The 23,318-nt window shown below is 48.2% G+C and carries 26 protein-coding genes and 1 riboswitch; of the genes, 19 read left to right on the top strand and 7 right to left on the bottom strand.

What is annotated here, in order from left to right:
* Positions 1–140: 140 nt before the first annotated feature.
* Both AY633_RS13115 and AY633_RS13110 read right to left on the bottom strand, forming a co-directional pair.
* Positions 141–518: a nucleotide excision repair endonuclease gene (locus AY633_RS13115; RefSeq protein ID WP_068459970.1), complete on the bottom strand. Its 378-nt coding sequence runs from the start codon at positions 516–518 to the stop codon at positions 141–143.
* A 70-nt stretch (positions 519–588) separates the two neighbouring features.
* Positions 589–1,233 carry an SDR family oxidoreductase gene (locus AY633_RS13110; RefSeq protein WP_068488742.1) on the bottom strand — a complete coding sequence of 215 codons (645 nt, stop codon included), beginning with the start codon at positions 1,231–1,233 and terminating at the stop codon, positions 589–591.
* Between the two features lie 131 nt (positions 1,234–1,364).
* On the opposite strand from AY633_RS13110, the gene AY633_RS13105 reads away from it, so the two are divergent.
* A complete protein-coding gene (locus AY633_RS13105; RefSeq protein WP_068488741.1) occupies positions 1,365–1,649 on the top strand; it encodes a DUF6509 family protein in 285 nt (94 codons plus the stop codon).
* A 58-nt stretch (positions 1,650–1,707) separates the two neighbouring features.
* Here AY633_RS13105 and AY633_RS13100 read toward each other — a convergent pair whose 3' ends face one another.
* Positions 1,708–2,463 carry a SurA N-terminal domain-containing protein gene (locus tag AY633_RS13100; RefSeq protein ID WP_068488740.1) on the bottom strand — a complete coding sequence of 252 codons (756 nt, stop codon included), beginning with the start codon at positions 2,461–2,463 and terminating at the stop codon, positions 1,708–1,710.
* Positions 2,464–2,692: 229 nt separating this feature from the next.
* Here AY633_RS13100 and hisC point away from each other — a divergent pair, with 229 nt between their 5' ends.
* The 5 genes from hisC (at position 2,693) to AY633_RS13075 (ending at position 7,020) form a co-directional block, all read left to right on the top strand.
* Positions 2,693–3,796: a histidinol-phosphate transaminase gene (gene hisC / locus AY633_RS13095; RefSeq protein ID WP_068488739.1), complete on the top strand. Its 1,104-nt coding sequence runs from the start codon at positions 2,693–2,695 to the stop codon at positions 3,794–3,796.
* Positions 3,797–3,937: 141 nt separating this feature from the next.
* Entirely contained in the window at positions 3,938–4,846 is a 909-nt protein-coding gene (locus tag AY633_RS13090; protein ID WP_068488738.1) for an NAD(P)/FAD-dependent oxidoreductase, read from the top strand.
* A 70-nt stretch (positions 4,847–4,916) separates the two neighbouring features.
* Complete coding sequence (locus tag AY633_RS13085) at positions 4,917–5,216, top strand: hypothetical protein (RefSeq protein WP_068488737.1); 300 nt, start codon at positions 4,917–4,919, stop codon at positions 5,214–5,216.
* Between the two features lie 326 nt (positions 5,217–5,542).
* Complete coding sequence (locus AY633_RS13080; protein WP_068488736.1) at positions 5,543–6,274, top strand: ABC transporter ATP-binding protein; 732 nt, start codon at positions 5,543–5,545, stop codon at positions 6,272–6,274.
* A complete protein-coding gene (locus AY633_RS13075) occupies positions 6,271–7,020 on the top strand; it encodes an ABC transporter permease (protein WP_068488735.1) in 750 nt (249 codons plus the stop codon). Before AY633_RS13080 ends, AY633_RS13075 begins: the two co-directional genes overlap by 4 nt.
* A gap of 31 nt (positions 7,021–7,051) precedes the next feature.
* Here the strand turns inward: AY633_RS13075 and AY633_RS13070 are convergent, their stop codons facing one another.
* On the bottom strand, positions 7,052–8,125 hold the full coding sequence (locus AY633_RS13070; RefSeq protein WP_313903518.1) for a saccharopine dehydrogenase family protein: 1,074 nt from the start codon (positions 8,123–8,125) through the stop codon (positions 7,052–7,054).
* A gap of 175 nt (positions 8,126–8,300) precedes the next feature.
* Here AY633_RS13070 and AY633_RS13065 point away from each other — a divergent pair, with 175 nt between their 5' ends.
* Positions 8,301–9,290, top strand: coding sequence for a S8 family peptidase (locus tag AY633_RS13065; RefSeq protein WP_068488733.1), 990 nt, complete (start codon positions 8,301–8,303; stop codon positions 9,288–9,290).
* Between the two features lie 50 nt (positions 9,291–9,340).
* Here AY633_RS13065 and AY633_RS13060 read toward each other — a convergent pair whose 3' ends face one another.
* Positions 9,341–9,547, bottom strand: a complete 207-nt coding sequence (locus tag AY633_RS13060) for a hypothetical protein (protein WP_068488732.1) — start codon at positions 9,545–9,547, stop codon at positions 9,341–9,343.
* Between the two features lie 249 nt (positions 9,548–9,796).
* On the opposite strand from AY633_RS13060, the gene coaW reads away from it, so the two are divergent.
* On the top strand, positions 9,797–10,621 hold the full coding sequence (gene coaW / locus AY633_RS13055; protein ID WP_068488731.1) for a type II pantothenate kinase: 825 nt from the start codon (positions 9,797–9,799) through the stop codon (positions 10,619–10,621).
* A 15-nt stretch (positions 10,622–10,636) separates the two neighbouring features.
* Here coaW and AY633_RS13050 read toward each other — a convergent pair whose 3' ends face one another.
* Positions 10,637–11,197 (bottom strand): nitroreductase family protein, encoded by a 561-nt coding sequence (locus tag AY633_RS13050; RefSeq protein ID WP_313903517.1) that lies wholly within the window; start codon positions 11,195–11,197, stop codon positions 10,637–10,639.
* Positions 11,198–11,401: 204 nt separating this feature from the next.
* Here AY633_RS13050 and AY633_RS13045 point away from each other — a divergent pair, with 204 nt between their 5' ends.
* Positions 11,402–12,796: a protoporphyrinogen oxidase gene (locus AY633_RS13045; protein ID WP_068488730.1), complete on the top strand. Its 1,395-nt coding sequence runs from the start codon at positions 11,402–11,404 to the stop codon at positions 12,794–12,796.
* Between the two features lie 75 nt (positions 12,797–12,871).
* On the opposite strand, the gene AY633_RS13040 is transcribed toward AY633_RS13045, so the two are convergent.
* Complete coding sequence (locus tag AY633_RS13040; protein WP_068488729.1) at positions 12,872–13,897, bottom strand: C40 family peptidase; 1,026 nt, start codon at positions 13,895–13,897, stop codon at positions 12,872–12,874.
* Positions 13,898–14,197: 300 nt separating this feature from the next.
* On the opposite strand from AY633_RS13040, the gene AY633_RS13035 reads away from it, so the two are divergent.
* The 10 genes from AY633_RS13035 to AY633_RS12995 all read left to right on the top strand — a co-directional run bounded on the left by AY633_RS13035 (position 14,198) and on the right by AY633_RS12995 (position 23,048).
* Positions 14,198–15,754 carry a fatty acid--CoA ligase gene (locus AY633_RS13035; protein ID WP_068488728.1) on the top strand — a complete coding sequence of 519 codons (1,557 nt, stop codon included), beginning with the start codon at positions 14,198–14,200 and terminating at the stop codon, positions 15,752–15,754.
* Between the two features lie 26 nt (positions 15,755–15,780).
* Entirely contained in the window at positions 15,781–16,182 is a 402-nt protein-coding gene (locus AY633_RS13030) for a hotdog fold thioesterase (RefSeq protein WP_068488727.1), read from the top strand.
* Between the two features lie 72 nt (positions 16,183–16,254).
* Positions 16,255–16,377: a hypothetical protein gene (locus AY633_RS16830; protein WP_260804577.1), complete on the top strand. Its 123-nt coding sequence runs from the start codon at positions 16,255–16,257 to the stop codon at positions 16,375–16,377.
* Positions 16,378–16,492: 115 nt separating this feature from the next.
* Positions 16,493–17,434, top strand: a complete 942-nt coding sequence (locus tag AY633_RS13025) for a hypothetical protein (protein ID WP_069577361.1) — start codon at positions 16,493–16,495, stop codon at positions 17,432–17,434.
* Positions 17,435–17,559: 125 nt separating this feature from the next.
* The gene (locus AY633_RS13020; protein ID WP_068488726.1) at positions 17,560–19,224 is read left to right on the top strand and encodes a formate--tetrahydrofolate ligase; all 1,665 of its coding nucleotides are present in this window, start codon (positions 17,560–17,562) and stop codon (positions 19,222–19,224) included.
* Positions 19,224–19,445 carry a hypothetical protein gene (locus tag AY633_RS13015; RefSeq protein WP_068488725.1) on the top strand — a complete coding sequence of 74 codons (222 nt, stop codon included), beginning with the start codon at positions 19,224–19,226 and terminating at the stop codon, positions 19,443–19,445. Before AY633_RS13020 ends, AY633_RS13015 begins: the two co-directional genes overlap by 1 nt.
* Before the next feature lie 135 nt (positions 19,446–19,580).
* Complete coding sequence (locus AY633_RS13010; protein ID WP_068488724.1) at positions 19,581–20,873, top strand: DUF4139 domain-containing protein; 1,293 nt, start codon at positions 19,581–19,583, stop codon at positions 20,871–20,873.
* 17 nt (positions 20,874–20,890) lie between these two features.
* Positions 20,891–21,388 (top strand): TspO/MBR family protein, encoded by a 498-nt coding sequence (locus AY633_RS13005; RefSeq protein ID WP_068488723.1) that lies wholly within the window; start codon positions 20,891–20,893, stop codon positions 21,386–21,388.
* Between the two features lie 215 nt (positions 21,389–21,603).
* Positions 21,604–22,575, top strand: coding sequence for a proline dehydrogenase family protein (locus AY633_RS13000; protein ID WP_068460009.1), 972 nt, complete (start codon positions 21,604–21,606; stop codon positions 22,573–22,575).
* A gap of 62 nt (positions 22,576–22,637) precedes the next feature.
* A complete protein-coding gene (locus AY633_RS12995; protein ID WP_068488722.1) occupies positions 22,638–23,048 on the top strand; it encodes an acyl-CoA thioesterase in 411 nt (136 codons plus the stop codon).
* A gap of 62 nt (positions 23,049–23,110) precedes the next feature.
* Positions 23,111–23,212, top strand: a riboswitch (purine riboswitch).
* Positions 23,213–23,318: the final 106 nt, after the last annotated feature.

Here is a 23,318-nt window from a genome sequence, read left to right as displayed (position 1 = left end):
TACTATTCCTTTTTCACGGTCTCATAAAACCTGGGAAAAGATTTATTTGAGTCCGGTTAGTCGAAAATCTGAGCGCCAGTATAGGGGAGGGGAAGCCAGAAATAAAAAAACGGACGCTCTATTCGGAGCGCCCGTTTGTCTTAGTCGCGATAAAATACTTTATCGACGTTGTATTTCGCTTTTCCTGTATTGATCAGGTAAGTCTCATAAATTTCACGTTCCATTGGGTCTTCCACAATGGAAACCGCAATGCGATGAACTTCATCGCGATGGTTTTTCAATGGCGAGACATTGTCTTCGAAATGCTTTTTCACGCGCTGGCGCAGTTTACGGGCTTTGCCGACAAACAACAACTCGCCGCTGTGATTGAAGAACTGGATGATGCCGCCTTTATCGCGCGGGATTTCATGCAAATCAATAAACCCAAAAAGTGGTTTGATGACTGCTTCATCGCCTTGGATTTCTTGTTTGCGCTGAGTAATCGTAATGTCAGCTTTCGGTGCTTGAATATTAATCATGTTATCACGTCCTCTATTATCGTAAAGCTAGTCTACCATAGAAATGCCATGAACGCCATCTGCCCAAAGCTTACAGGCGGTCGAGTTCCTGAGCGATCTCAGCTTCGCCCTGTAGGATTTCGAAGACTTTTCCATAAGTATTTTTACGATCGACCACTTCAGCGAGTGTGCGTGCTACATCTGCACGTGGAATCGAACGGTTTTCGAAAGACTCAAAGTGTGCGACTGCTTCGATTTGGCCAGTTTTTTCATCGTCCGATAATGGCCCTGGGCGTACGATTGTATAATCGAGGCCGCTTTGTAAAAGAAGATCATCCGCTGTGCGCTTCGCCACGAGGTAAGGCTTCATTTCCTCGCCGCCTGCTTCCGGATTGTCGGAACCGACCGACCCGAGCTGGACAAAGCGTTTGACGCCTTTTTGCTTCGCGTAATCCGCTGCTTTGACAGAACCCCATAGGTCGATCGTCAAGGTTTTGTCAGCGCCTGTGTTCGGGCCTGATCCTGCTGCGAAAATGACTGCGTCGACATCGTCGAATGCATGGCTGAAATCTTTTTCCAAGTCACCAAGGACAATTTTTTTCGCGCCGCGTTTTTCCATCTCTTCGCGCTGCTCTTCTTTGCGGATCATCGCTACCGCGTCATGGCCTTTTTCGGTTAATTCTTCTACAAGATTGCGGCCTACTTGGCCATTTGCTCCTAGAACTAATACTTTCATCAAAATCCACTCCTAATTTTTTATGTCTGCTTGTTGTTTTCCCGTATCGACTGCATTTAAACGCCCAAGCTTTCCGCTATGCTATTCAAATGGCCGGATGAAAGCTAAAATAGAGCAATGGAGGTGCAATAATGGAAATCATTAATTACGAAGTCGAAAAATTGCAAGACCCAACCGGCATCCTGACAGGGGAGCGCTTTGAGTATACGATGGCGATCAAGGTAGACGAAGAAGACGAGCTGTACCGTTCGGGCGGTCTTGACCTGCGCTTGATCTTGGCTGTGGAAGATGGCATCGCGCGAATTGCCGATTATCATTTTATCGACAGCGAAAGTGAAAAACCGCTGGATTTTGCGTTAGACGAAGAAGAAGAACAGGAAGTGTTGGCGTTTTGTAAAGAGCGTCTCGCTGAATAAGTTCTAAGTATAAGAGCCCGAAAAAACCCCTCGCCCATTAAGGCGAGGGGTTTTGAGTTTACAGTTTCACTTCAATTTCAGCATCTTCACGCAGTTCCTCGACGCGTGCAAATGTAGCTTCCTGATCGTTTTGTTCTTGCAACGACTGTCGGATGGTCGGTTCCATCTCCTCAAAAGCCGGAGCCTCTTCTTCTGAGCTTTCAGCGAATTGGTCGTAAGCTGCCTGGACTTCTTCATCGGTCACTTCAGGTGCATCGATTTCGTTTTCCATATAGCTTTCGTAGACGAGCTGTTCACGCAATTGTTCTTCCATTTCTTCAAGAGTGAAGCCGGTCTCAGCAAGCGCTTCGTTCATGGCGTCTTCGTCTTCAAAATTGGCTTTCAATTCTTCCATGCGCTCCTCGACGACAGCTTCATCTGCTTCATGGCCTTTTTCTTTGGCATCTTGCAAGAGAACCGCGTTGCCGATGACGACAGACATTGCTTCATCTTCGATCAATTGAAGGTTCTCTTCAGTTGATGGGTCCTGTCCTTGGGAAAGCAAGGTGGATTCAAACTGACGAGCCACGCTATTGTAAACTTTTCCTTGAATTTCTTCGCCGTTGACAACGGCTACGACGGCATCTTCTTCAGGAAGTTCAAGTGCCGATTCAGCCGGTGCTGCGTCTTCGGTGCCTTCTTCAGTTTCTTCAGTCTGTTCGGTTTCTGGAGCCGCTGCTTCTTCGTTAGCGGCAGGTTCTTCATTATCAGAACATGCGCCGAGCACTATGGCGAGGGCGAATGGGGCAAAAACAAATGTCATTTTTTTAATCATGTGAAAACTCCTCTTTCGTCAGTCTCGTTAAAGTAAACCACATTTAGGTAAGGGTTTCAAATTGTAGGCCGTGCGCCTTTCAGGAAAGAGATTTTTCTGTAATAATAGAGACTATTATTTTTCTTTCACTAGAGTGGATATGCAGCAAATCGAGCTTTAATGGTATCATTATCGGTGGCAGTACATATTCATTCAGCATGATTAAAATTAGATGACGGAGGCGTACATAATGGCGAATTTGGAGAACATCAAAGCACGTAAAACCTTGGATCACATCCAGCCTTACTCACCAGGGAAGCCGATTTGGGAAGTACAGCAAGAATTAGGTTTGGAGCGCGTCATTAAATTGGCATCGAATGAAAATCCGCTTGGCCCGTCGAAACAGGCTGTCAAAGCCATCGAACAAGGCGTACTCGGCTTGAACCGCTACCCGGATGCTGATGCCAGTGACCTAAAAGCGGCGATCGCCAAAGAGCATGGTGTTGAAAAAACGCAAGTGATTCCGACAAATGGCGCGGATGAACTGATCACGCTCATCTCGGAAGCCTTCCTAGAACCAGGCGATGAAATCATCGTGCCGGATCCATCTTTCAGCGAATATGATTTTGGTGCGCATATTATGGGTGCCAAGGTCGTGAAAGTGCCATTTGCACAAGGCTTCGCATTTGATGTCGACGCCATGATCGCAGCAGTGACCGACAAAACGAAAATCATCTACATTTGCTCGCCCAACAACCCAACTGGGACTTATATGAAGAAACAGGATGTCCAAAAATTATTGGATGCTGTAGGCGATACATTGGTAGTCTTTGATGCTGCATATAGCCATTATGCAGACGCGGAAGATTACACAGATGGTACCGAATTCATCCGCCAAGGCTACCCGCTATTGACCTTGAAAACCTTCTCGAAAATCTACGGCATTGCCGGGGTGCGCGTTGGGTTCGGAATCGCGGCTGATTCAATCATCACGTCGATTCTGAAAGTGAAAGAGCCATTTAACGTTAATACCTTAGCGCAGCTCGCTGCGACAGCCGCAGTGTCAGACCATGAGCACGTGGCGCAATCGCGTGAAACTAATACCCGCGGGCTCGAGTATCTTTATGGAGCCTTTGAAGAACTGGGCCTCCCGTACACGAAGAGCATGGCGAACTTCGTATTGGTCAAATTAGGCGATGAAGGCGAAACACTATACCAAGACTTAATGAAAAAAGGCGTGATCGTCCGCCACGGCAAGGGTTGGGGCCTTCCGGAATACGTGAGAGTCTCAATCGGCACACAGGAAGAAAACGAATTTTTCGTACAGGCTTTACGTGAATTAATTCAAAAATAAATCGAGCGTCAGAAAGAATGAAATCAGAAACTGGTTGTCTGGGAGAGTCCCTGGCAATCGGTTTTTTTTAGCAGATATCTTGTTTAGCAAAAAAGTGAAGCGGGAAGAGGGAGGAAACGACAGTAGAAAAGGATGAACGCTATGCGATACGATTGTGCCATTATTGGCGGAGGACCTGCAGGCTTGAATGCCGCGTTGGTGCTCGGCCGTTCGAGAAAGAAAACCGTGTTATTTGATGACGATAATGGGCGCAATTTGGTAACCCGTGAAGCGCATGGCTTTATTACGAGGGACGGGGTTTGTCCGGAGGAACTCAAGCGGCTTGGACGCGAAGAAATCCGCAAATACGGAAGCGTCCAAACAGAAAACGAGCGTGTCGTCCAAATTAACCGAATTTCGGAAACGCATTATGAATTAACGACCGCTAGTGGAAAGGTTTTTCATAGCATTAAAATCATCATTGCGGCCGGTTTGAAAGAAGAGCTGCCGAACGTGCCGGATATTGAGAAGTTCTATGGCACGAGCCTATTCAGCTGCCCTTATTGCGATGGCTGGGAAATGCGCGACCAGCCGCTCGCCGTTATCGCCGATAAAAAAGTCTTCACGCTGGCGAAGGAAGTGTATACGTGGAGCCGTGATTTGGCGGTTTTCACGAACGGGGAAGGACGTCTGGAAGAAGAGCAGAAGCAAAAGCTGCTCGCCAAAGGCATCAAAGTTTACGAAGATCCGATTTCTGGTCTTGAAGGAGAGAACGGCCAGCTGCAAAGCGTCCGGCTCGAAGACGGCACCTTGATCGACCGCAGTGCCGGGTTCGTGACACCTTTATGGAGCCACGCCACGAATTTTGCCAAAGAGCTCGGCTGCAAGCAAACCGAGCATGGCGGCATTTTGACCGATGATTACGGGCGCACCAATGTCTGGAATGTCTATGCGGCAGGGGACGCTTCGCTGATCGTCCCGTCACAACTCGTTATTGCTGCGGGTGAAGGCAGCGCCGCAGCCATTGGGGTATGCGGGGATTTGATAAACGAATATTTCGATGAAATGTAGGCGGCGTATCAGTTGCATAGTCCGGCGCGGGTGCAGTAGACTTTAGAAAAACAGCCGGGAGGCGAACCGAATGGATCCGAAAAGCTCGCTGTCTTCCATTACGTACGTTGACACGGAACGCTCGATTGTAGCCGGCCAGATGAAAATCATCCACACCGAATACGAAATTCATTTATACGAAGATAAATTGATTGCCTCGACGAAAGAATTCAATTTGATGCACGTTTGGGACATTTCTTATAAAACGTTTTCTGATAATGCCAATCTATTGTATTTGCATACGCATCGCGGCGTCTTGACCTACAAAGTACCAAGAGACCCTGATCGTTTTGTGAGGACTTTCAAAAAACTCAAAAACGCTGATTATTGAGAAGCCGGAAGTTCGGGCTTCTTTTTTTTGAGTAGAATGGCAGGGAAGGGGAAATGGATACGGGAAACGAATCCGCTGACTAATGTAGCCTGAACACATAGTTTGAGAGAGATGCCGTGGAAGCCCCGTATGGAATTTGCGGGAAAGGTTTGTGTCTTTAATGATAATAATTATCGTTTGAAAATCGCCTGAAAACGCCTTAATTGATATGTATTCTCATTTAAAAATAGTTATTCTCAATTACTTGGTTCGGCTAAAAAGTTGTGCTATGATAGCTACATTATAATAATTATAAATAAGATAATGAAGATTTAGGAGGTGTGGGCATGAGCACCCAGTACAAACCAGCGCTCCATTTTCAGCATGTGGATTACCGCATCGGAGACACAGAAATTTTAAGCGATATTACCGGTTCATTTCCGCAAGGCCGCATCACGACTTTGGTAGGTCCTTCAGGGGCCGGGAAGTCGACTTTACTTAAATTGTGCAATAGCCTGATTTCCCCGGAAAATGGCGAAATTTTTGTCAAAGACAAAGCAATTGGCGATTACGATCCCGTGGAATTGCGCCGAATGGTGGGCATGGCACTGCAGAGCGCGCCGATGATCAACGGAACGGTCTATGAAAACTTGAATTTGCCTTTGGACTTGCAAGGGCAGCAATTAGCGAAAGAAGATGCCCTCGAGTTGCTTGAAGACGTGGGCTTAAAAGGTGACTTGCTGGACCGTAAAGTAAAAGAATTGTCAGGCGGGCAGCGCCAGAAAGTATCCATCGCAAGAACGCTTGTCAATAAGCCGGAGATTTTGTTGATGGATGAAATCACATCGTCGCTCGACCGCGCTTCTAAGCTTGAAGTGGAAGAGCTAATCAGCAAAATCAACCGTAAATACGGCACGACGATCATTTGGATCACCCACAACCTTCAGCAAGCGCTTGAAATCGGCGACTATACATGGGTCATGATGGATGGCCAGGTAGTGGAAACGGGCGAGAGCTCACTGCTTGAAGACCCTAAAAATGACCGTGTTGAAGAGTTCGTGAAAGGAGTGGTGTCATGAGTTATTGGACTTTATCACTAACACTCATTTTCGTCCTGATTCCGCTGCTTTTATCAAAAACCTTGAATTTAGGACTAGGTCGCGATATGACCGTTGCGACACTACGTTCCATCGTCCAGTTACTCGCTGTTGGATATGTCCTGAAGTTCGTCTTCGACTCTGAGAGCTTGCTCTACATCTTCCTGATGGTCGCGCTGATGATTGTGGCGGCAACCCATAACGCGCAGAAAAAAGGGGCGGCCATCCAAGGAATCATCTGGAAAATTGCGGTCACGCTGATTTTTGTGGAAGTATTGACGCAAGGCATTTTGATCGGCTTCAATATTACACCAGCTACGGCCCAATACATTATTCCAATCAGCGGTATGGTGATCGGTAACTCGATGGTGCTGTCGATTCTGTTCTTGAACCGTTTCACAGCGGAAGTCGAAGACCACCAAGACCAGACCGAATTGATCCTATCGCTTGGCGGAACGCCGAAACAAGCCATTCACCGCCAGTTGATCAATTCAATCAAGGCAAGCATGATCCCAACGATCGAAAGCCAAAAAACTGTTGGCCTCGTCCAGCTGCCCGGCATGATGAGCGGGCAGATCATCGCGGGAGCTGACCCGATTCAAGCGGTGCAGTTCCAGTTGCTGATCATGTTCCTATTGTTGACGACAGCATCTGTAACGAGTGTATTCCTCGGATATTTGTCTTACCCAACCTTATTCAACAAACGCATGCAATTATTAAAAGGCTGACGCATAGTCAGCCTTTTAATTTTGCCTCAATTTAGTTGGCGTTGCCAGGGTAGAAGCTGTCGATTTCAAAGCGGCCGGATCCTGGCAGGCTTTCGAGCAGGTCCGGACCAAACAAGGCAGCAGGCGTCCAGCTGCCACTTGCATAATCACCTGATAATAAGCGCTGTGTCACTTCGAGCGCTCCATATACGGTCAGGTCATAAACATTCGCAGTGCGGATCCGGCACGTTTTCACAACGCCATCTGCATTTTTGGCTTGCCCCCAAATATACGCGGCACTGCCGGCGCGTTCTTCTTTGTTTGGACCTTCTACACCTTGTTCGACCCATCTCAATAAAGGCTGCTTCACTTTTTCGGAAGACAGCAAAGGACTCGCCACGTTCATGAGACGTGCTGCATAAATAGCTGGTCTGGGTGTGGGAATCCATGCTGAGATATTTGGGATCCCTGTTGTGTAATAAGCGGTGGCTACGTCTCCCCAAGGAATCGCCATGGCGGATTTCTTTCCGCGCCCGAAATCGATCAGTCGCTGATGTTTACCAATCGCAGTATCCGTCAATTGGCCATCTTTACGGACGGTATTGCCGCCGCCCAGCCCTTCGACCATCGTTTTCATGGTGCCGGGGGAGATGCCAGAATCCGAATCAAAGCCAAGTGCAAGCTCGGTGGCGTCAGGCAAAGCCTGCTTTAGCTTTAAAGCGGTGCAGTCGGTCGGAATAACGTCGAAGCCTACGCCGGAGCATAAAATAATATTCTTTTGCAGCGCTTCTTCGTGCAAGGAATGGGTATGTTCGAACACGCTAATTTCCCCCGTGATATCGAGGTAATGAGCGCCGGCTTTTAGGCAAGCGCGAATCATCGGTTTGCTGGTCTTCTCAAAAGGCCCTGCGCAATGAAGCACAAGGTCGATCCCTGACAACTGCTCGGCTGTTTGGTCATTTAATTCAAAAATCCGGAATTCCAAGTCGAGTTCTTCGGCGAGCGGCTGTACTTTCTCCTTACTGCGCCCAGCCAATACGGGCCGCATTCCACGCCCAACAGCCTCTTGTGCAATTAATTTTCCTGTATAGCCTGTCGCTCCGTACAATAGCCAAGTTGTCATCATTTTAGGTCTCCTTGTCATTTGGCGTCTTTCTTGTGTTCTTCAATAAGCAGGAAATTCCTGTCTCTTTCTTGAAATTAATAAGAACAACTTACCAAATAAAAATAAGAACATACGTTTGATTTTGGCTGTGATTATCAGGTAGAATGAAAAAAACGAGCTGAAGGAGGAATTTTCAATGAAAAATATTCATTTGATTCCATACCGTGTTGAACAAGTGACGGCTGCGCCGCCGCGCATTCCGGAAGGCGTACAGATGATCCAAGCCCCTGAGGCGTGGGAAAGTGCCGAATATGGGGAAGGCAATGTGGTGGCCGTCTTGGATACCGGTTGCCAGAGCGACCACCCCGATCTGTCAACGCGGATTGTGGGCGGCCGTAATTTCACGCACGATGACGCTGGAGACCCTGAACAGTTCGAGGATTACAACGGACATGGCACCCATGTAGCCGGGACGATCGCCGCTTCGCTTGAAGACCAAGTGGGAGTGGTCGGTGTCGCACCGCTCGCCAATTTACTCGTCGTCAAAGTGCTCGATAAACAAGGTAGCGGCAGTTATGAAGGCATTATTGCGGGCATTCATTACGCCATCGATTGGCGCGGCCCGAACGGGGAAAAGACCACGATTATTTCGATGTCACTTGGTGGCCCGGAAGACCATCCGGAGTTATACGAAGCGGTCAAGCGGGCAGTGGATGCCGGGATCCCGGTTATTTGCGCAGCCGGCAATGAAGGCGACGATGCATACGATACGGATGAATTCGCTTATCCAGGGGCTTACGGCGAGGTCATTCAAGTGGGCGCTGTCGATTTCGACCGCCGCATCGCCCCGTTCAGCAATACCAATAACGAAATCGATCTGGTGGCGCCGGGCATCAACATCTATTCGACGTATCTGGAAGGGAAATACGCCAGCTTATCCGGTACTTCGATGGCGACGCCGCATGTGTCGGGAGCTTTGGCATTGATCCGCAATATTTCCGAGCGTGAGTTTGACCGGGAGCTGACCGAGGCAGAATTGTATGCCCAGCTTGTTCGGCGCACGATTCCTCTTGGCTACCCGAAGACGGCGGAAGGCAATGGCCTGCTGGCGCTCGATATTCTGAATAAATTCGAGCAATTGTTCAAGATTCTCAGCAATTCCTATGGCAATGGCTCTGGCCGTTAACAGCAAATATTCAAAAACCCTCAGACACAAAGTCTGAGGGTTTCTTGCATTTAATCCGTCACTAATTTATCCGTTTTCCGCTGCTCTTCAATCCACCATTCAATATGGTTTGTATCGAACAGGATCATGTCGCCATAAGGCCGCGCATGCGGAATGGTTCGTTCCGACAGGAGTTGCTGAATCTGCTCCTCTGTCATGGGGTAACTTCGCTGCTCTAAGTATTCAAGCAATTTCGGTATTCCCTGGATTTTCCCCATTTAATCACCTCCCACAAAATCTTCCTTGCAAAAGCAAAGAAAATTCAGTCCGAGTTATTAAATAGGCTGCTGAAAATACTATTCCCGTATTTTGAGTGTTCAATCCTAAAAAGCGAAAATTCACAGACGGGCGAAGTGGAACTGGGCAAACTCCTCCCGCTTATAGCGCGAATATGTTAGAATTTCCCCATATGTTAAAAACTATTGTAAGGCAGTAAAAGTGCTTTTAAGAAGAGAAGGTGCAAATAGATGAAGGTCGGAATAGATGCGGGCGGGACACTGATCAAAGTGGCCTATACCAATGAGGGCGAGGTCCAGTTTGCGAAACATCCAATTGCTGACATCGGTTTAGTAGCAGAGTGGATCAATGGGCTGCCGGTTAGTGAAGTGTGTGTGACTGGCGGAAAGTCAGGTGTGCTAGCGTCTTTGCTGGAACATCCGGTCCAAGAAATGGTGGAATTTGAAGCGACTCACTTAGGTGTTCAAGTCTTGCTCGAACGCATGGGACTTCCCCATGAAGCTTATTTAGTCACCAATGTCGGAACGGGCACGTCGATTCATTGCGTGCAGGACAATTCACAGGAACGTCTAGGCGGCACAGGCATTGGAGGCGGAACATTGATTGGCCTTAGCCATTTGTTGACAGGCATCACCAGCTTTGATGAAATCGTTGAACACGCCAAGCGTGGATCGCGCGAACGCATCGATTTGAAAGTGAAGCATATCTATGAAGGCAAAGAGCCGCCCATTTCAGGTGAGTTGACGGCCAGTAATTTTGGCCAGGACTTGTTTGCCATTTCCCATGAATTGTCGAAAGAGGAGTTGCTAGCGACAGTCATTGGCCTGGTCGGCGAAACAGTCAGTACGGTCAGTGTTCATGCAGCGCGCCAATGCCGCAGTTCGACGATTGTCTATATTGGCTCTTCCTTCAGCGACAATGTTTTGTTGAAAGAAGTCGTTACTAGCTACACCATACTGCGCGGCTCAACGCCGCTATTCCCGGACAATGGCGAATATTCCGGTGCTGTCGGGGCTTTATCAGTCTTAGAACAGAAAAAAGAGCATCAAAGCTGATGCTCTTTTTCTTGATTATTGATCGATGATTTCGAGCTTTTCGCGAACATCGGTACGTGCTTGTTTTTCCGGTACGTGTGCAGGATAGCCCATCATCATGGTCGCAACGATTTTCTCGCCGGGTTCGACTCCGATTGCCTCACGGAAGACGGGGTTGTAAATCCAGTCATTTGAGCGCCAAATCATGCCGATACCGCGCTGCCAAGCAGCCAATTGGAAGTTCTGGAGCATGGAACTCAGTGCTCCGTAGTCTTCGTCGAAACGTCGTTGGCGAGGGTCGACTGGCATAATGGCGACGAGGTGAAGCGGGATGTCACGGAAGTATTGAGCTTTCGTGAGCGCTTTTTGCGGGATATCGCCGTCCGGTGTTTTCATCGACTCGAGAAATGCCTGGACGAATTTTTCTTTTCCGGCACCGGCGTACAGCTGAAAGCGCCAAGGCTCGTTTACTTTATGATTAGGTGCCCATTTGGCGACATTGAGCAGTTCGATGATTTCTTCGACATCGACAGCGTCGGGTTTGAATTTTTTTATCGATCTTCTTTCCATGATCAATTGGTCAATTGGATTCAGCAAATTGAACCTCTCCTATCCTTTAAATGCCTTCGGTTAAATCCTACCATGAATGGCTAAAATCGTGTTGAAAATGACATATTGATGGGTGGGGGATAGTGCGGCTTCTTGATAAAATATATATAGACGATAAGCTGGATAAATTAATTTGAACATTTTCCTATCGAGGAAATGTGGAATTATATATACAAGCAAGGAGTGATTCGGATGAAGAAAGCCGTGGTCATCGGTGGAGGAATTACAGGCCTTTCCGCCATGCATTATTTGGAGCGGATGAAACAGCAGCACGGGCTCGAATTGGAACTCGAATTGATTGAAAAGGAAGAACAACTGGGCGGGAAGATCCGCACGGTGAAAAAAGACGGCTTTGCGATGGAAGTGGGGGCGGATTCGATCGTCGCACGCCACGCCAGTGTACTGCCGCTTATTGAAGAGCTCGGTCTCGAAGAACAGATGGTTTACAACGGCACCGGCATTTCTTATCTGTATACCGATAACCAATTGCACGCCATTCCCAAAAACACCGTATTCGGCATCCCGATGGACCGCGAAGCATTATTTAGCTCCACACTCGTGTCGCAACAAGGGAAAGAACGGGCGATGCAAGACTTTGAAACTGTCAACGACCGTTTTACCAAAGACAGTTCAATTGGGGAATTCCTAGAGACATTCCTCGGAAAAGAATTGTTGGACCAACAAATTGCGCCTGTCTTATCCGGCGTTTACTCAGGTTCATTGCGCGATCTCACCTTAGCATCGACTTTGCCTTATTTGATTGATTACAAAAATGACTACGGCAGTATCATCAAAGGATTCGAAGCGCATAAAGAGACGTTCCAAGGGGCGGCGAATAAAAAATTCATTTCCTTCGATGGCGGCATGGTAGCTTTGATCGACCGTCTCGAACAGCAAATGGAAACAGCGGTGATTCGCAAAGGAGTCGCGACAAATTCGCTGGACAAACAAGATGGCCGTTACAAAATAGGCTTTTCAGACGGGACATCGAGCGAGGCGGATTTTGTTATTTTGGCGATTCCCCACCAGCACGCCCAAGCCTTGGTGAAAGATGAGACGCTTGATGAGGAATTTGATCAATTGTTTAATTCGTCTTTGATCAGCGTTTATTTGGGTTATGATTTGCCAGATGATCAATTGCCGGCAGATGGTACCGGCTTTATCGTGTCAGAAGGCAGTGATTTAGCGTGTAATGCCTGCACATGGACGAGCCGTAAATGGCCGCATACCTCGGCACAGCATAAATTATTGGTACGCTTGTTTTATAAGAGCATCAATCCGGTATTCGCTGAATTGCAAAACGCGACGGATGAACAAATTGCCGAAAAAGCCAAGGCAGATATCCAGAAAAGTCTGGGCATCGAACAAACGCCTTCGGTCGTTGAAGTAACGCCGTGGAACGAGCTTATGCCAAATTACCATATGGGCCATAAAACGGCAGTCATGTCGCTTGAAGCGCGACTTTCCGGCGCTTACCCTGGCGTCTATCTGGCAGGCTCCTCCTATTACGGGGTCGGCATCGGCGCATGCATCCAAAACGGCAAAGACTTGGCCCAGCAAATCGTAACAGCGATCGAAGAGAAATAGACAAATAGGGATTTTTCTTCCCGAAACGCCAAAAAAGCTCCGGAAAAAATTCCGGAGCTTTTTTCATATTCATTATTATTTCATGGCGTTTAGGCGTTTGTAGCTGTCGAAATGCTTGCCCCAATAGCTGTCGTTGAGGCTCGTGATTTGGACGCGATCTCCGCCGGCATGGATAAAGCTATTGTTGCCGACATAAATGCCGACATGGGAAATTCCTGGACGGTACGTATTTTTAAAGAATACCAGATCTCCTGGCTGAGGAGAGCTGACCGTAAAGGAACTTGCGTAATAGCCGATTGTGTTCGTCCGCGGGATCGTGACTCCTGCACGGTTGTAGACATAGTATAAATACCCGCTGCAATCGAAGCCGCTCGAGGTTGCGCCGCCCCATGCATAAGGCACGCCAAGTTGTGTACGTGCGATAGAAAGGACTTGGTCTACTTTCGAAGAAGCCGGATTGGAAACTTGCACAGGTGAAGGAGCAGTAGTCGTGCCTCCTTGGATTTTCAATGTTTGGCCGACATGAATCGTCGAGTTACTCAAATTATTCCAGCTCATCAATTGGGTTACGGAGACGTTATAGTTTCTGGAAATTTTGCTGAGCGTGTCGCCTGAGACAACCCGGTATGTAGTCGTGTTAGTTTGTGCGGGTGGTGCGGCCGGAGCAGGTGTAGGCGATGCGACAACAACGGATGCTGTGCCGCTGACTTTGAGCTTCTGGCCGATATGGATCGTCGTGGTACTCAAATTGTTCAATTGCTGGATCTTTGACACGGATGTGGAATGCGCATTGGCAACTTTATAAAGAGTATCACCAGCTTTGACGGTGTAAGTGCTCGTCGAGGTGGCGGCTGGTGCAGCTGGCGCCGGAGTGCTGGCTGTGGATGGTGAAGTCAAGCGCAGGACCTGATTTGGATAGATAGAATCTGTGCTTAGGCGATTCCAAGTTTTTAAGTTGCTTACAGAAACGTGGTTGCTTGAAGCCACTTTCCACAAAGTATCACCCGGTTTGATTGTGTATGAACTTGCTTCTGTATCAGCAGCCCCTAGTGCCAAGGATAGGACTCCTGCCGTGATTGCCATGCCGATCAGCTTCTTCATGCTCATTCCCCTTTTAATGTTCGCAACGTAATTTGCGTACGCAATTTTCTTTAAGTGTATTCAGTTTCATAAGTATAGGCAATAAGTTTTATATTACATTTGTGTTACAAAACTCTAAAGTCTTAATTTAGAGTTTTATTTTGACTATAAAAATAATAATGGTAAAAATTTCTTTTAGTCTATTAGATGTGGCTCAAAACAAAATTGTACCTAAAACAATTGTTGAAATATTTATGCAAATCTGACATTATGAAAGTAGTTTGTTTGTGAATCACTATTCAGTAGAGGGAGGAAAAAATAATGTATGCGACACTCGGCAGTATATTTGATCATACGGTTTCCTTGCACCCGGAACGTGAAGCGTTTGTCGACTTAAGAAGAAATCGGCGCTGGACTTATGCTCAGTGGCAAGAGGATGTCTATCGCTTGGCGAATGCGCTGACGGCAGCTGGCGTTGCTAAAGGAGATCGTGTTTCTACGTATCTTTTCAATAACCAAGAGTTGGCGACTACATTATTTGCCTGCGCCAAAATCGGCGCGATTTTCAACCCGATTAATTTCCGGCTTAAGGCCGAAGAACTGGCCTTTATCCTAGAAGACGCCAAGCCTGAAGTGGTGTTGTTCGAAGAAGTGCTTGAGGGGGTTGTAGAAACGATTGCGCCGCAGTTTCCAGCCGTCCAGTTCTGGACGATCGATGGCAACACGCCATCCTTTGCCAAGAATTATCATGAACAAGTCGCGGAGGCCCCGGCAGAAGACCCAAGTGTTGAAGTAGATGAATCGGATACCTACGCCATTATGTATACGAGCGGAACGACAGGGCGGCCAAAAGGCGTTATTCACCGGCACCGGAGCATGGCCGAACAGAGTATGACGTGCATTGCGATGCTTAAGACGACAAAGAACGATATTGGTTTGGTCGCGGCGCCGATGTTTCATTGTGCGGAATTGCATTGCAATATCATCCCGCGTGTCCAGGCGGGGGCATCGAGTATCATCATGCACCAATTCGATCCGTTCCTGGCACTGGATACCATTGAACAAGAACAGGTTACGGTGATGTTTGCAGTGCCAACGATGTGGAGCATGATCGCTGAAATCGATGGTGCCCAGCAAAAAGTGAAGACACTAACGCGTGGTTTGTACGGCGCTGCTCCAATGGCACCGGTGCTCGTTAAACGCGTCAAGGCAGTTCTTGGCATAGAGTTGATTCAAGCTTATGGGCAGACAGAAATGGGCCCGGCCATCACCTTTTTGGCGGAAGAAGACCAATTGAAAAAAGCAGGATCTGCTGGGCAGCCTGCCTATAATCATGAAATCCGAGTCGTCCGGCCGAATGAAGACGGACCGTCGGAACCTGATGAAGTGCTTGCGCCGTTTGAAGTCGGTGAAATCATCGTACGCGGCCCGAGCATGATGGCGGGGTATTTCCAGCGGGAAGATGCGACAGAAAAAGCGCTTTATAAAGGCTGGTATCACTCGAGTGACCTTGGCTATTTAGATGAACAAGGCTATCTGTACGTGGCCGACCGCGTCGATGATATGATTATCAGTGGCGGGGAAAATATTTACCCGCGCGAAGTGGAAGATGCGCTCCATGGGCACGACAAAGTCCAGGATGTGGCAGTGCTTGGCATACCGGATGAGAAATGGGGCGAATCTGTACTTGCTTTTGTCGTCTCAAAAGATCACTCGCTCACGGAGCAGGAACTGGAAGCATACTGCGTCAATCACGAAAATCTCGCGCGCTACAAACGGCCGCGTTCGTACCGTTTCGTCGACGAATTGCCACGTAACGCAAGCGGCAAGATCCAGAAATTTTTATTGCGCGAACAATACAAACAATTGTCGTCTTAACAAGGCGGCAAGAAAAGAGGGCAAACATGGTAAAGATGAAGCCGGTGGAAGAGACCATCATGGGAGTGCTCGGGATCGAACTGACCGAGCAATCCGGGGAACGGATCGTCGCGACGATGCCTGTGCATGCGGCGACGCACCAGCCGTTCGGTTTACTGCATGGCGGGGCATCGGTCGTACTCGCGGAAACAGTGGCCAGTTTTGGCACCTGGCACGCGATTGACCAGGCCCGCGAAATCGCGGTCGGATTGGAGATCAATGCCAACCACATTCGCGGAAAACAAGACGGCGTTGTAACAGCGATTGGCACGCCGCTCCACAAAGGGCGCACGACGATGATTTGGGATATTAAAATCGTCGACGAAGAAGAACGCCTGATTTGCGTGTCGCGCTGCACGGTGGCGATTGTTAAAAAACCAAGCGAATGACGTGGAGGAGATTACTTGTTTGAGTTCTCAAAGAACGGGAATACGAGGGATAAGACATAAGGAGGGATCTACATGGCAAGAGACAAAAACAAAGAAAGACTGGAAGAAGAGCGCCGCGAGCAAGAGTTGCGTGAAGAACAACAGGCTTTTGCAGATAATGCCAGAAACCTCGACGAACAGAATCAACAAAAATAAGCCATACGCCAATCATAGCCTGCGCACCGATAAAACCGGTGGGCAGGCTTTTTTCACTATACGGCCAGGCGTGTTAATATGGTACATAATACTTTTTCAGAAAAGAGTGGTTTTCATGTTTGATAGCCTAGAGCAATTGATGGAAGAAAAAGGGATAGAGAGCAAACGTTCAATCGCATGGAAAAAAATCAGTGAAGCAGAACCCTTAGCGGAACAATTTCTGGCTGACCAGGCACGCAATGTCTATTGGCAGGAAGTCTCCAAGCACCAGCAATTGTCCGAAGGGTTTATCCGTCAATATAGCGGCTTTCTTTACTGGGATGAAGTCCTTATTCATCAGCAATTATCGGAGCGCTTTTTGGAAGAGTTTTCTACTTCGGAAAAATGGCAGGTTCAAGAAAATCAGTTGTCCGCTAAACAGCTGAAAGCTTTGAAAACGCATGGCCGTCCTTTTGATGAGCGGGAATATTGGCGGCTTGTCTCTACGAAACGCCTATCGCCGATGTTCATTGAGAAGCATCAGGACCGGTTGGATTGGCAACTGCTCAGCGATCGTCAGAAGTTGCCAATGAGCTTGATTGACCGCCATGCGGATAAAGTTGATTGGCTTGCAGTGACTCGCGGACAAAAGCTAACAGAACGGTTTATTGAAAAGCATCGAGGCCAAGTGGAGTGGGAGACGCTAACGTTCCACCAAGACCTATCGGAGCGGTTTATCAACCGGCATAGCGATAAGATGGCGGCCATTTCAGCGGAACAAACGCGTTCGGAAGCTTTTCTTTATATGCATCTCGATAAGATGGATCCGGAAACAGTATTGGCGTGCCAAGAGATTGGCCAAGCGGTGGAATACGAAAGCTTTAAAGTCTACAGCATTGCCCGAAACAGCCGGAAAAAATACATTGTGGAGTTTTTCCATTACGACGAACCGGAGACCCCGCGGTTTTTAAAGCTGGAAGATGAAGGACTTTATGATTTGTTGGAAGAGTATGAACTGCAAGACCGCATCGAAGCAGATTTTCCAGAACTCTTGGTCATTGAAGAAATGCGCTTTTGATGAAAACGCACCTGATTTTGGGTGCGTTTTTTTAGTTGGCGGCGCAATTCTCTTGCGGAGGGCTGGCTTGTGTTTTCCGGCATCCCGTTTATAATGGGAAGAAAAATTGAAAGTTGGGACTATGCATGGCGATGACCGATTTGACGATTGCAAAACAAGCGGCTATCCGGCCGATCCAAGAAATTGCACAGCGCGCTGGGATTGCGGAAGACGCTTTGGAATTATACGGGAAATACAAGGCGAAAATCGATGTGGATAAACTGCCGAAAACCAATGCTGACGGGAAAGTGGTGCTGGTAACAGCGATTAGCCCGACACCGGCAGGCGAAGGGAAATCAACGGTTACCGTCGGCTTGGCGGATGCATTGAAACAAAGCGGCGAGTCGGTCATGGTGGCGCTTCGCGAACCTTCTCTCGGGCCGGTCATGGGTGTCAAAGGCGGCGCGACAGGCGGCGGCTTTGCACAAGTGTTGCCGATGGAAGACATCAATCTTCATTTCACAGGCGATATTCACGCCATTACGACAGCGAACAACGCGCTCGCCGCATTGATCGACAACCATTTGCATCAGGGCAACACGCTCAAAATCGATCCGCGGCGCATCACTTGGAAGCGTGCGTTGGACATGAACGACCGGGCGCTGCGCCACGTGACGATCGGCCTCGGCGGCCCGGCGCAAGGCGTGCCGCGAGAAGACGGCTTTGATATCACAGTCGCATCAGAAATCATGGCGGTGCTATGCCTCGCTACGTCACGAGAAGATTTAAAGGAACGCTTGGCGCGCATGGTCATCGGCTATACCTATGACCGCGAGCCGGTAACGGTCAGGGATCTGGAAGCACAAGGCGCGCTTGCCTTATTATTGAAAGAAGCATTCAAACCGAATCTTGTACAGACAATTGAAGGGACGCCAGCGATCATTCACGGCGGCCCGTTTGCGAACATTGCCCATGGCTGCAATTCCTTGATGGCGACGAATACGGCTAGGAATCTGGCGGATGTTGTCGTCACGGAAGCAGGATTCGGAGCAGACCTCGGCGCTGAGAAATTCATGCACATCAAATCACGCAAAGGCGGCTTTCATCCGGATGCGGTCGTTATCGTTGCGACAGTGCGGGCGTTGAAAATGCACGGCGGCGTCGACAAAAAAGAGCTTGGCGCAGAAGATGCGGATGCGGTGCGCCGCGGCATCGTCAATTTAGCGAAGCATGTAGAGACGATCCGTCAATTTGGCATAGAGCCGGTCGTAGCGCTCAACCGTTTCAATGGCGATAGCGATACGGAACTCGCGCAAGTGATGGACTGGGCAAAAGCGGAACAAGTCGCGATTGCGCTGACGGAAGTATGGGCGAATGGCGGTGCCGGTGGGCTCGAACTTGCACAACTCGTTAAACGACAACTCGATACAGGCGCTGATTTCAAATACCTGTACACAGAAGAAGATGCCGTCGAAGAAAAACTGCGGACAATCGTGCAAAAAGTATACGGCGGCGCGGATGTCCAGTTGACGGATAAAGCACAGAAGCAATTGGCCGAACTGAAGAAATACGGCTGGGATGCGTTGCCGATCTGCATGGCGAAAACACAGTATTCCTTATCTGACCAGCCGAAACTGCTCGGGCGCCCTGAAGGCTTCACGGTGACGATCCGCGAACTGATCCCGAAGCTCGGGGCAGGATTCATCGTCTGCCTGACTGGAGATATCATGACCATGCCAGGCCTGCCAAAATCGCCTGCTGCACTCAATATGGATGTGGCGGAAGACGGCCAAGCGCTTGGTTTGTTCTAATGACAGTCAGAGTGCAAATTATTGATTACGTAGAGCAAGGCCAATCACTCTACATCCAATTGAAAGTGGCCGATGCGGAAACTGGAACGGCAGTGGAAGGTGAGGTCCGCTTTCTGGGGGAGTTGCTCTACGGAGAATTGGTCCACGAAAAGAAATCGCCGCTAACAGACGCGGCGCGCTTGCAAACCATTGCGTATTTAAAAACCCATTTCGGAAGATGAATTCCGGAGTGGGTTTTTCTTGTGAAATAATGACTGATTATTCAGTTAAATTATAGTCGGTTGCCACTCAGATGTGCTAAGGTGAGAGAAAGGCCTGGCCAGGGTGAATAATCGATTCAACAAGGAGCGTGTGCCATGAAACTGCAGTCTACACGAAATGGACGAAAAAGTTTATCGGTTGCGGCATATAACGGAGGGTTTGCGCTTGTGCGAGAGAGCCGTCTTGTAACATCAGATGGCCTGACAGAGGAAGTTCAATTTCTGGATGTTGCGGAACGTGTAGAGACGGACTCCATCGTCGTAAAAGGGCTTGAAATCCTTGAGCAGAATTATGACTATGATTTAGTCAGTAAAGGCAAGTTGTTGGAACGTTATATCGATCGCAACGTCCATGTGCGAAACAGCGAGACCGGGGAAGAACTGGAGATGCGGCTGCTCAGCGTGTCGGAATGCATCATCGGCGAGCGGACCGATACGAAAGAAATTGTCATCGACCCAGTCGGTGAGCTAATCCTTCCTGCTCTCTCTGAAGGCTTGTTGTTGAAGCCGGCGCTCGTCTGGAAAATAGCGCCAGTCGTCCTGGATCAAGAAATTCAAGTGTCGTATTTAACGAAGAGCCTGGAATGGCATGCCCACTACACGATGGAAATCAAAGAGCATGAATTTCGGTTTGATGGCTGGGTGAAAATCCTGAATCGCAGCGGTGCACATTATGAAAAAGCGAAACTCACGTTAGTGGCGGGGGAGGTCCAACGGGAAGAAGAGGTGAATAACGGCGATTCAATGATCGTCTATTCGCGCATGCATGAACCGAATAAGCCGGCGCAAGCTTTAACCGATCGCTTCGTTTATGCCGTGAGTCGCCCAGTCACCGTCATGAATGAACAACTTAAGCAATTGTCGCTGTTCTCGGCGCATGGAGCGGAGTTTAAAAGAATGTATCAAGTGTGTTCAGGCGATACGCATGCCGACATCAAACTGGAATTTTCCAATACCGTTGAAAACGGGTTAGGCATTCCTCTTCCTGCAGGACTCGTTAAAGTATATGAAACCGGAGAGTCGGAAGAAGCGCTTTTTGCAGGAGAAGACCGAATCGCGCATACGGCCCCTGGGAAAAACTTCTGCATCCATATTGGAAAAGCAGTGGACATCACGAGCAATAGTTATGAAAAATTGCGCGAAAAACAGGGTGTTCATGAGTACATCACTTATGTTTACAGAATCGAAAATGAAAAGAAGGAAAGCATCCGTTTACTGGTCGAACACGTTATTTTCGAGCCTATTTGGGAAATGGAATCGTCCAGCCACGATTATGAACGGAAAAACAGTTCAAAAGTGGAATTTGTCATCCGACTCCAGCCCGAGACCACGGTTGAATTGGAGTTCACATACAAAGTCGACAAAAGGCGAGAAGAGCGAGGCTATTAGAAAAAGGAGGAGACCTCATGGAAGTTGTATCAGTCAATGAGCGCATAAAGATAAGGAATCTTTCGGCAAGCATACTCGTGCCGGTCGTTGGCGGCTCAATTGTCGGGGCGCTTGCCAATAGAAGTACCCGCGAACAATACGATCGGCTAAAAAGGCCTTCATTCGCGCCGCCGGGGTGGGTGTTTCCGGTCGTCTGGACGGCGCTTTACAAAATGATGGGCCTCGCGAAATACCGTGCCCAGGAAATAGCCAAACCACAGGGCCGGGAGCGACAAGTGATGAACCCCTACGAACTTCAACTCGGCTTGAATTTCCTGTGGTCGTTTTTGTTCTTCAAGTGGGGGCTGCGCGGCACTGCGCTCATTGAAATGGCGGCGCTTCTCGGCACGATCATCTGGACAGCTTATGAATTTTACCAAATCGACAAATTGGCTGGTCGTTTGATGGTGCCTTATATCGTATGGGTGGCGTTTGCACTCGGCTTGAATTATTCTTTTTGGCAATTGAATAAATGAAGTTGTGAGTGCCGAAATCCCCAGCGATTCCGGCACTTTTGTCTATATTTTGACTTGGTTTTAAAAAAGTATTTCAAACACTGCAAACTGTTAAAAAATTATGATGCATAGTGGTAGAAAAACGACTACAATGAAGGAAGTTGACAACGTTCGAGGCATGGCCTTTTTGGGACTGTTGAAATCAACGCAGTTGAATGGTATCAGGAGGGAAATCAATGTTAAAAGATGTGTTTATCGGCTTGTCTCAAAACCGTCTCCTTACGGCTGCGGCCAAAAAGTACGGCTTGAAATTGGGTGCCCAAACCGTAGTGGCAGGAACCAATATCGAAGAGACCATTAAAAGTATCCGTAGTTTGAACGCGCAAGGCATTAGCGCGACAGTCGACAATTTGGGTGAATTCGTATTCGAGAAAGAAGCCGCGCTCGAAGCGAAAGAGAACATCATGGATATGATCGAAGCGATCCATAAGAATAAAGTCGATGCCCATATTTCCTTAAAACCGACACAGCTCGGCTTGGATATCGATTATGATTTCTGCCTGGAAAACTTAAAAGACATTGTCGCACTTGCCCATAATTATCATATGCACATCAATATCGATATGGAAGATTTCGGTCATGTCCAGCCTTCCTACGATCTTTTGAATACGCTTTCGAAAGACTACGATAATGTTGGGACCGTCATCCAAGCCTATTTTTTCCGTGCCATGGACGATTTACAGGAACATAAAGACTTCCGTCTGCGCATCGTCAAAGGCGCTTACAAAGAGCCCGCGGATGTAGCTTACCAGACACGTGAGGAAATCGATGAGAACTTCATCAAGCTGATTGAATATCATTTGCTGAACGGCAAATTCACGTCGATCGCAACACATGACCATCACATCATCAATCATGTCGAGGCTTTCATCAAAGAACATGATATTTCATACGATAAATTTGAATTCCAGATGCTTTACGGATTCCGCAAAGAACTGCAGCGGGAACTTGCCAATAAAGGCTATAACTTCTGCACATACGTGCCATTCGGCGATGACTGGTATGCCTATTTCATGAGACGCCTAGCAGAGCGCCCGCAAAACTTGAATTTGGTAGTCAAACAAGTTTTCACCAAAAAGAACAATATCGCTATTGGAGCTTTGGCAGGGGCATTTATCCTCGGCCGCGCGACCAAAAAACGCAAGTAAGAAAAAAGCGTCTCTTTAGGAGACGCTTTTTTTCAATCCCTCAAACCTGAAGGAGTGTAGGCATGTACAAAACCATCATTACCCCTCGTGTATCGGAAACAGATGCGGTCGGCCATATCAATAATACAACTTTACCGGTCTGGTTCGAGGCGGGGCGCAATCCGCTATTTGAACTGTTCACGCCGGACCATGATTTCGCCAAGTGGAAAATGGTCATCGTCAAAACAACACTCGAATTCACGGGCCAAGCGTTTTTCGGCAAAGACGCCGAAGTCCATACTTGGGTCGAACGTATGGGCAATAGCAGCCTCGAGTTGTATGAAGAATTGTATCAAGAAGGCCGCCTGTGCGCTAGGAACCGTGCCGTCTATGTAAACTTTAATTTGTCGCAGCAGCAAAGCGAACCGATTCCGGACCGGATCCGCGCCGAACTGAACAAGCATATGCGTGAGGTGGGCAAAAGCGACAACTGATTCTGAATAGTTTTTTAATTGATGCGACTCTTGAATGGCCATATGGGCATGCTATAATAAATGCATTCAAAAGAATATTCACTCATATAATAGCGGGAATATGGCCCGCAAGTTTCTACCGGTCCGCCGTAAACGGACTGACTATGGGAAGCAATGGAACGAAAAGAAACCGCCTATTTTTAGCGCGGCTTCCTTTTGCGTTTCCTTTCGGGAAAGCCCGGAGGACCTTGCTCCACTCATGGTTATGATTGGATGCGCGTCCTCCGGGCT

Source organism: Planococcus maritimus (assembly GCF_001592825.1).
Taxonomy (GTDB): Bacteria; Bacillota; Bacilli; order Bacillales_A; family Planococcaceae; genus Planococcus; species Planococcus maritimus_C.
This window is presented reverse-complemented; position numbering and strand designations above follow the sequence as displayed.

What these genes read in the sequence shown, in the direction of transcription:
- AY633_RS13070 (WP_313903518.1), bottom strand. Translation starts at nt 8,125, where the DNA reads ATGATGACAACTTGGCTATTGTACGGAGCGACAGGCTATACAGGAAAA.
- AY633_RS12995 (WP_068488722.1), top strand. Translation starts at nt 22,638, where the DNA reads ATGTACAAAACCATCATTACCCCTCGTGTATCGGAAACAGATGCGGTC.
- AY633_RS13110 (WP_068488742.1), bottom strand. Translation starts at nt 1,233, where the DNA reads ATGAAAGTATTAGTTCTAGGAGCAAATGGCCAAGTAGGCCGCAATCTT.
- AY633_RS13100 (WP_068488740.1), bottom strand. Translation starts at nt 2,463, where the DNA reads ATGATTAAAAAAATGACATTTGTTTTTGCCCCATTCGCCCTCGCCATA.
- AY633_RS13085 (WP_068488737.1), top strand. Translation starts at nt 4,917, where the DNA reads ATGGATCCGAAAAGCTCGCTGTCTTCCATTACGTACGTTGACACGGAA.
- coaW (WP_068488731.1), top strand. Translation starts at nt 9,797, where the DNA reads ATGAAGGTCGGAATAGATGCGGGCGGGACACTGATCAAAGTGGCCTAT.
- AY633_RS13030 (WP_068488727.1), top strand. Translation starts at nt 15,781, where the DNA reads ATGGTAAAGATGAAGCCGGTGGAAGAGACCATCATGGGAGTGCTCGGG.
- AY633_RS13060 (WP_068488732.1), bottom strand. Translation starts at nt 9,547, where the DNA reads ATGGGGAAAATCCAGGGAATACCGAAATTGCTTGAATACTTAGAGCAG.
- AY633_RS13010 (WP_068488724.1), top strand. Translation starts at nt 19,581, where the DNA reads ATGAAACTGCAGTCTACACGAAATGGACGAAAAAGTTTATCGGTTGCG.
- AY633_RS16830 (WP_260804577.1), top strand. Translation starts at nt 16,255, where the DNA reads ATGGCAAGAGACAAAAACAAAGAAAGACTGGAAGAAGAGCGCCGCGAG.
- AY633_RS13015 (WP_068488725.1), top strand. Translation starts at nt 19,224, where the DNA reads ATGACAGTCAGAGTGCAAATTATTGATTACGTAGAGCAAGGCCAATCA.
- AY633_RS13090 (WP_068488738.1), top strand. Translation starts at nt 3,938, where the DNA reads ATGCGATACGATTGTGCCATTATTGGCGGAGGACCTGCAGGCTTGAAT.
- AY633_RS13065 (WP_068488733.1), top strand. Translation starts at nt 8,301, where the DNA reads ATGAAAAATATTCATTTGATTCCATACCGTGTTGAACAAGTGACGGCT.
- AY633_RS13035 (WP_068488728.1), top strand. Translation starts at nt 14,198, where the DNA reads ATGTATGCGACACTCGGCAGTATATTTGATCATACGGTTTCCTTGCAC.
- AY633_RS13080 (WP_068488736.1), top strand. Translation starts at nt 5,543, where the DNA reads ATGAGCACCCAGTACAAACCAGCGCTCCATTTTCAGCATGTGGATTAC.
- AY633_RS13075 (WP_068488735.1), top strand. Translation starts at nt 6,271, where the DNA reads ATGAGTTATTGGACTTTATCACTAACACTCATTTTCGTCCTGATTCCG.
- AY633_RS13045 (WP_068488730.1), top strand. Translation starts at nt 11,402, where the DNA reads ATGAAGAAAGCCGTGGTCATCGGTGGAGGAATTACAGGCCTTTCCGCC.
- AY633_RS13020 (WP_068488726.1), top strand. Translation starts at nt 17,560, where the DNA reads ATGGCGATGACCGATTTGACGATTGCAAAACAAGCGGCTATCCGGCCG.
- hisC (WP_068488739.1), top strand. Translation starts at nt 2,693, where the DNA reads ATGGCGAATTTGGAGAACATCAAAGCACGTAAAACCTTGGATCACATC.
- AY633_RS13040 (WP_068488729.1), bottom strand. Translation starts at nt 13,897, where the DNA reads ATGAAGAAGCTGATCGGCATGGCAATCACGGCAGGAGTCCTATCCTTG.
- AY633_RS13115 (WP_068459970.1), bottom strand. Translation starts at nt 518, where the DNA reads ATGATTAATATTCAAGCACCGAAAGCTGACATTACGATTACTCAGCGC.
- AY633_RS13005 (WP_068488723.1), top strand. Translation starts at nt 20,891, where the DNA reads ATGGAAGTTGTATCAGTCAATGAGCGCATAAAGATAAGGAATCTTTCG.
- AY633_RS13000 (WP_068460009.1), top strand. Translation starts at nt 21,604, where the DNA reads ATGTTAAAAGATGTGTTTATCGGCTTGTCTCAAAACCGTCTCCTTACG.
- AY633_RS13105 (WP_068488741.1), top strand. Translation starts at nt 1,365, where the DNA reads ATGGAAATCATTAATTACGAAGTCGAAAAATTGCAAGACCCAACCGGC.
- AY633_RS13025 (WP_069577361.1), top strand. Translation starts at nt 16,493, where the DNA reads ATGTTTGATAGCCTAGAGCAATTGATGGAAGAAAAAGGGATAGAGAGC.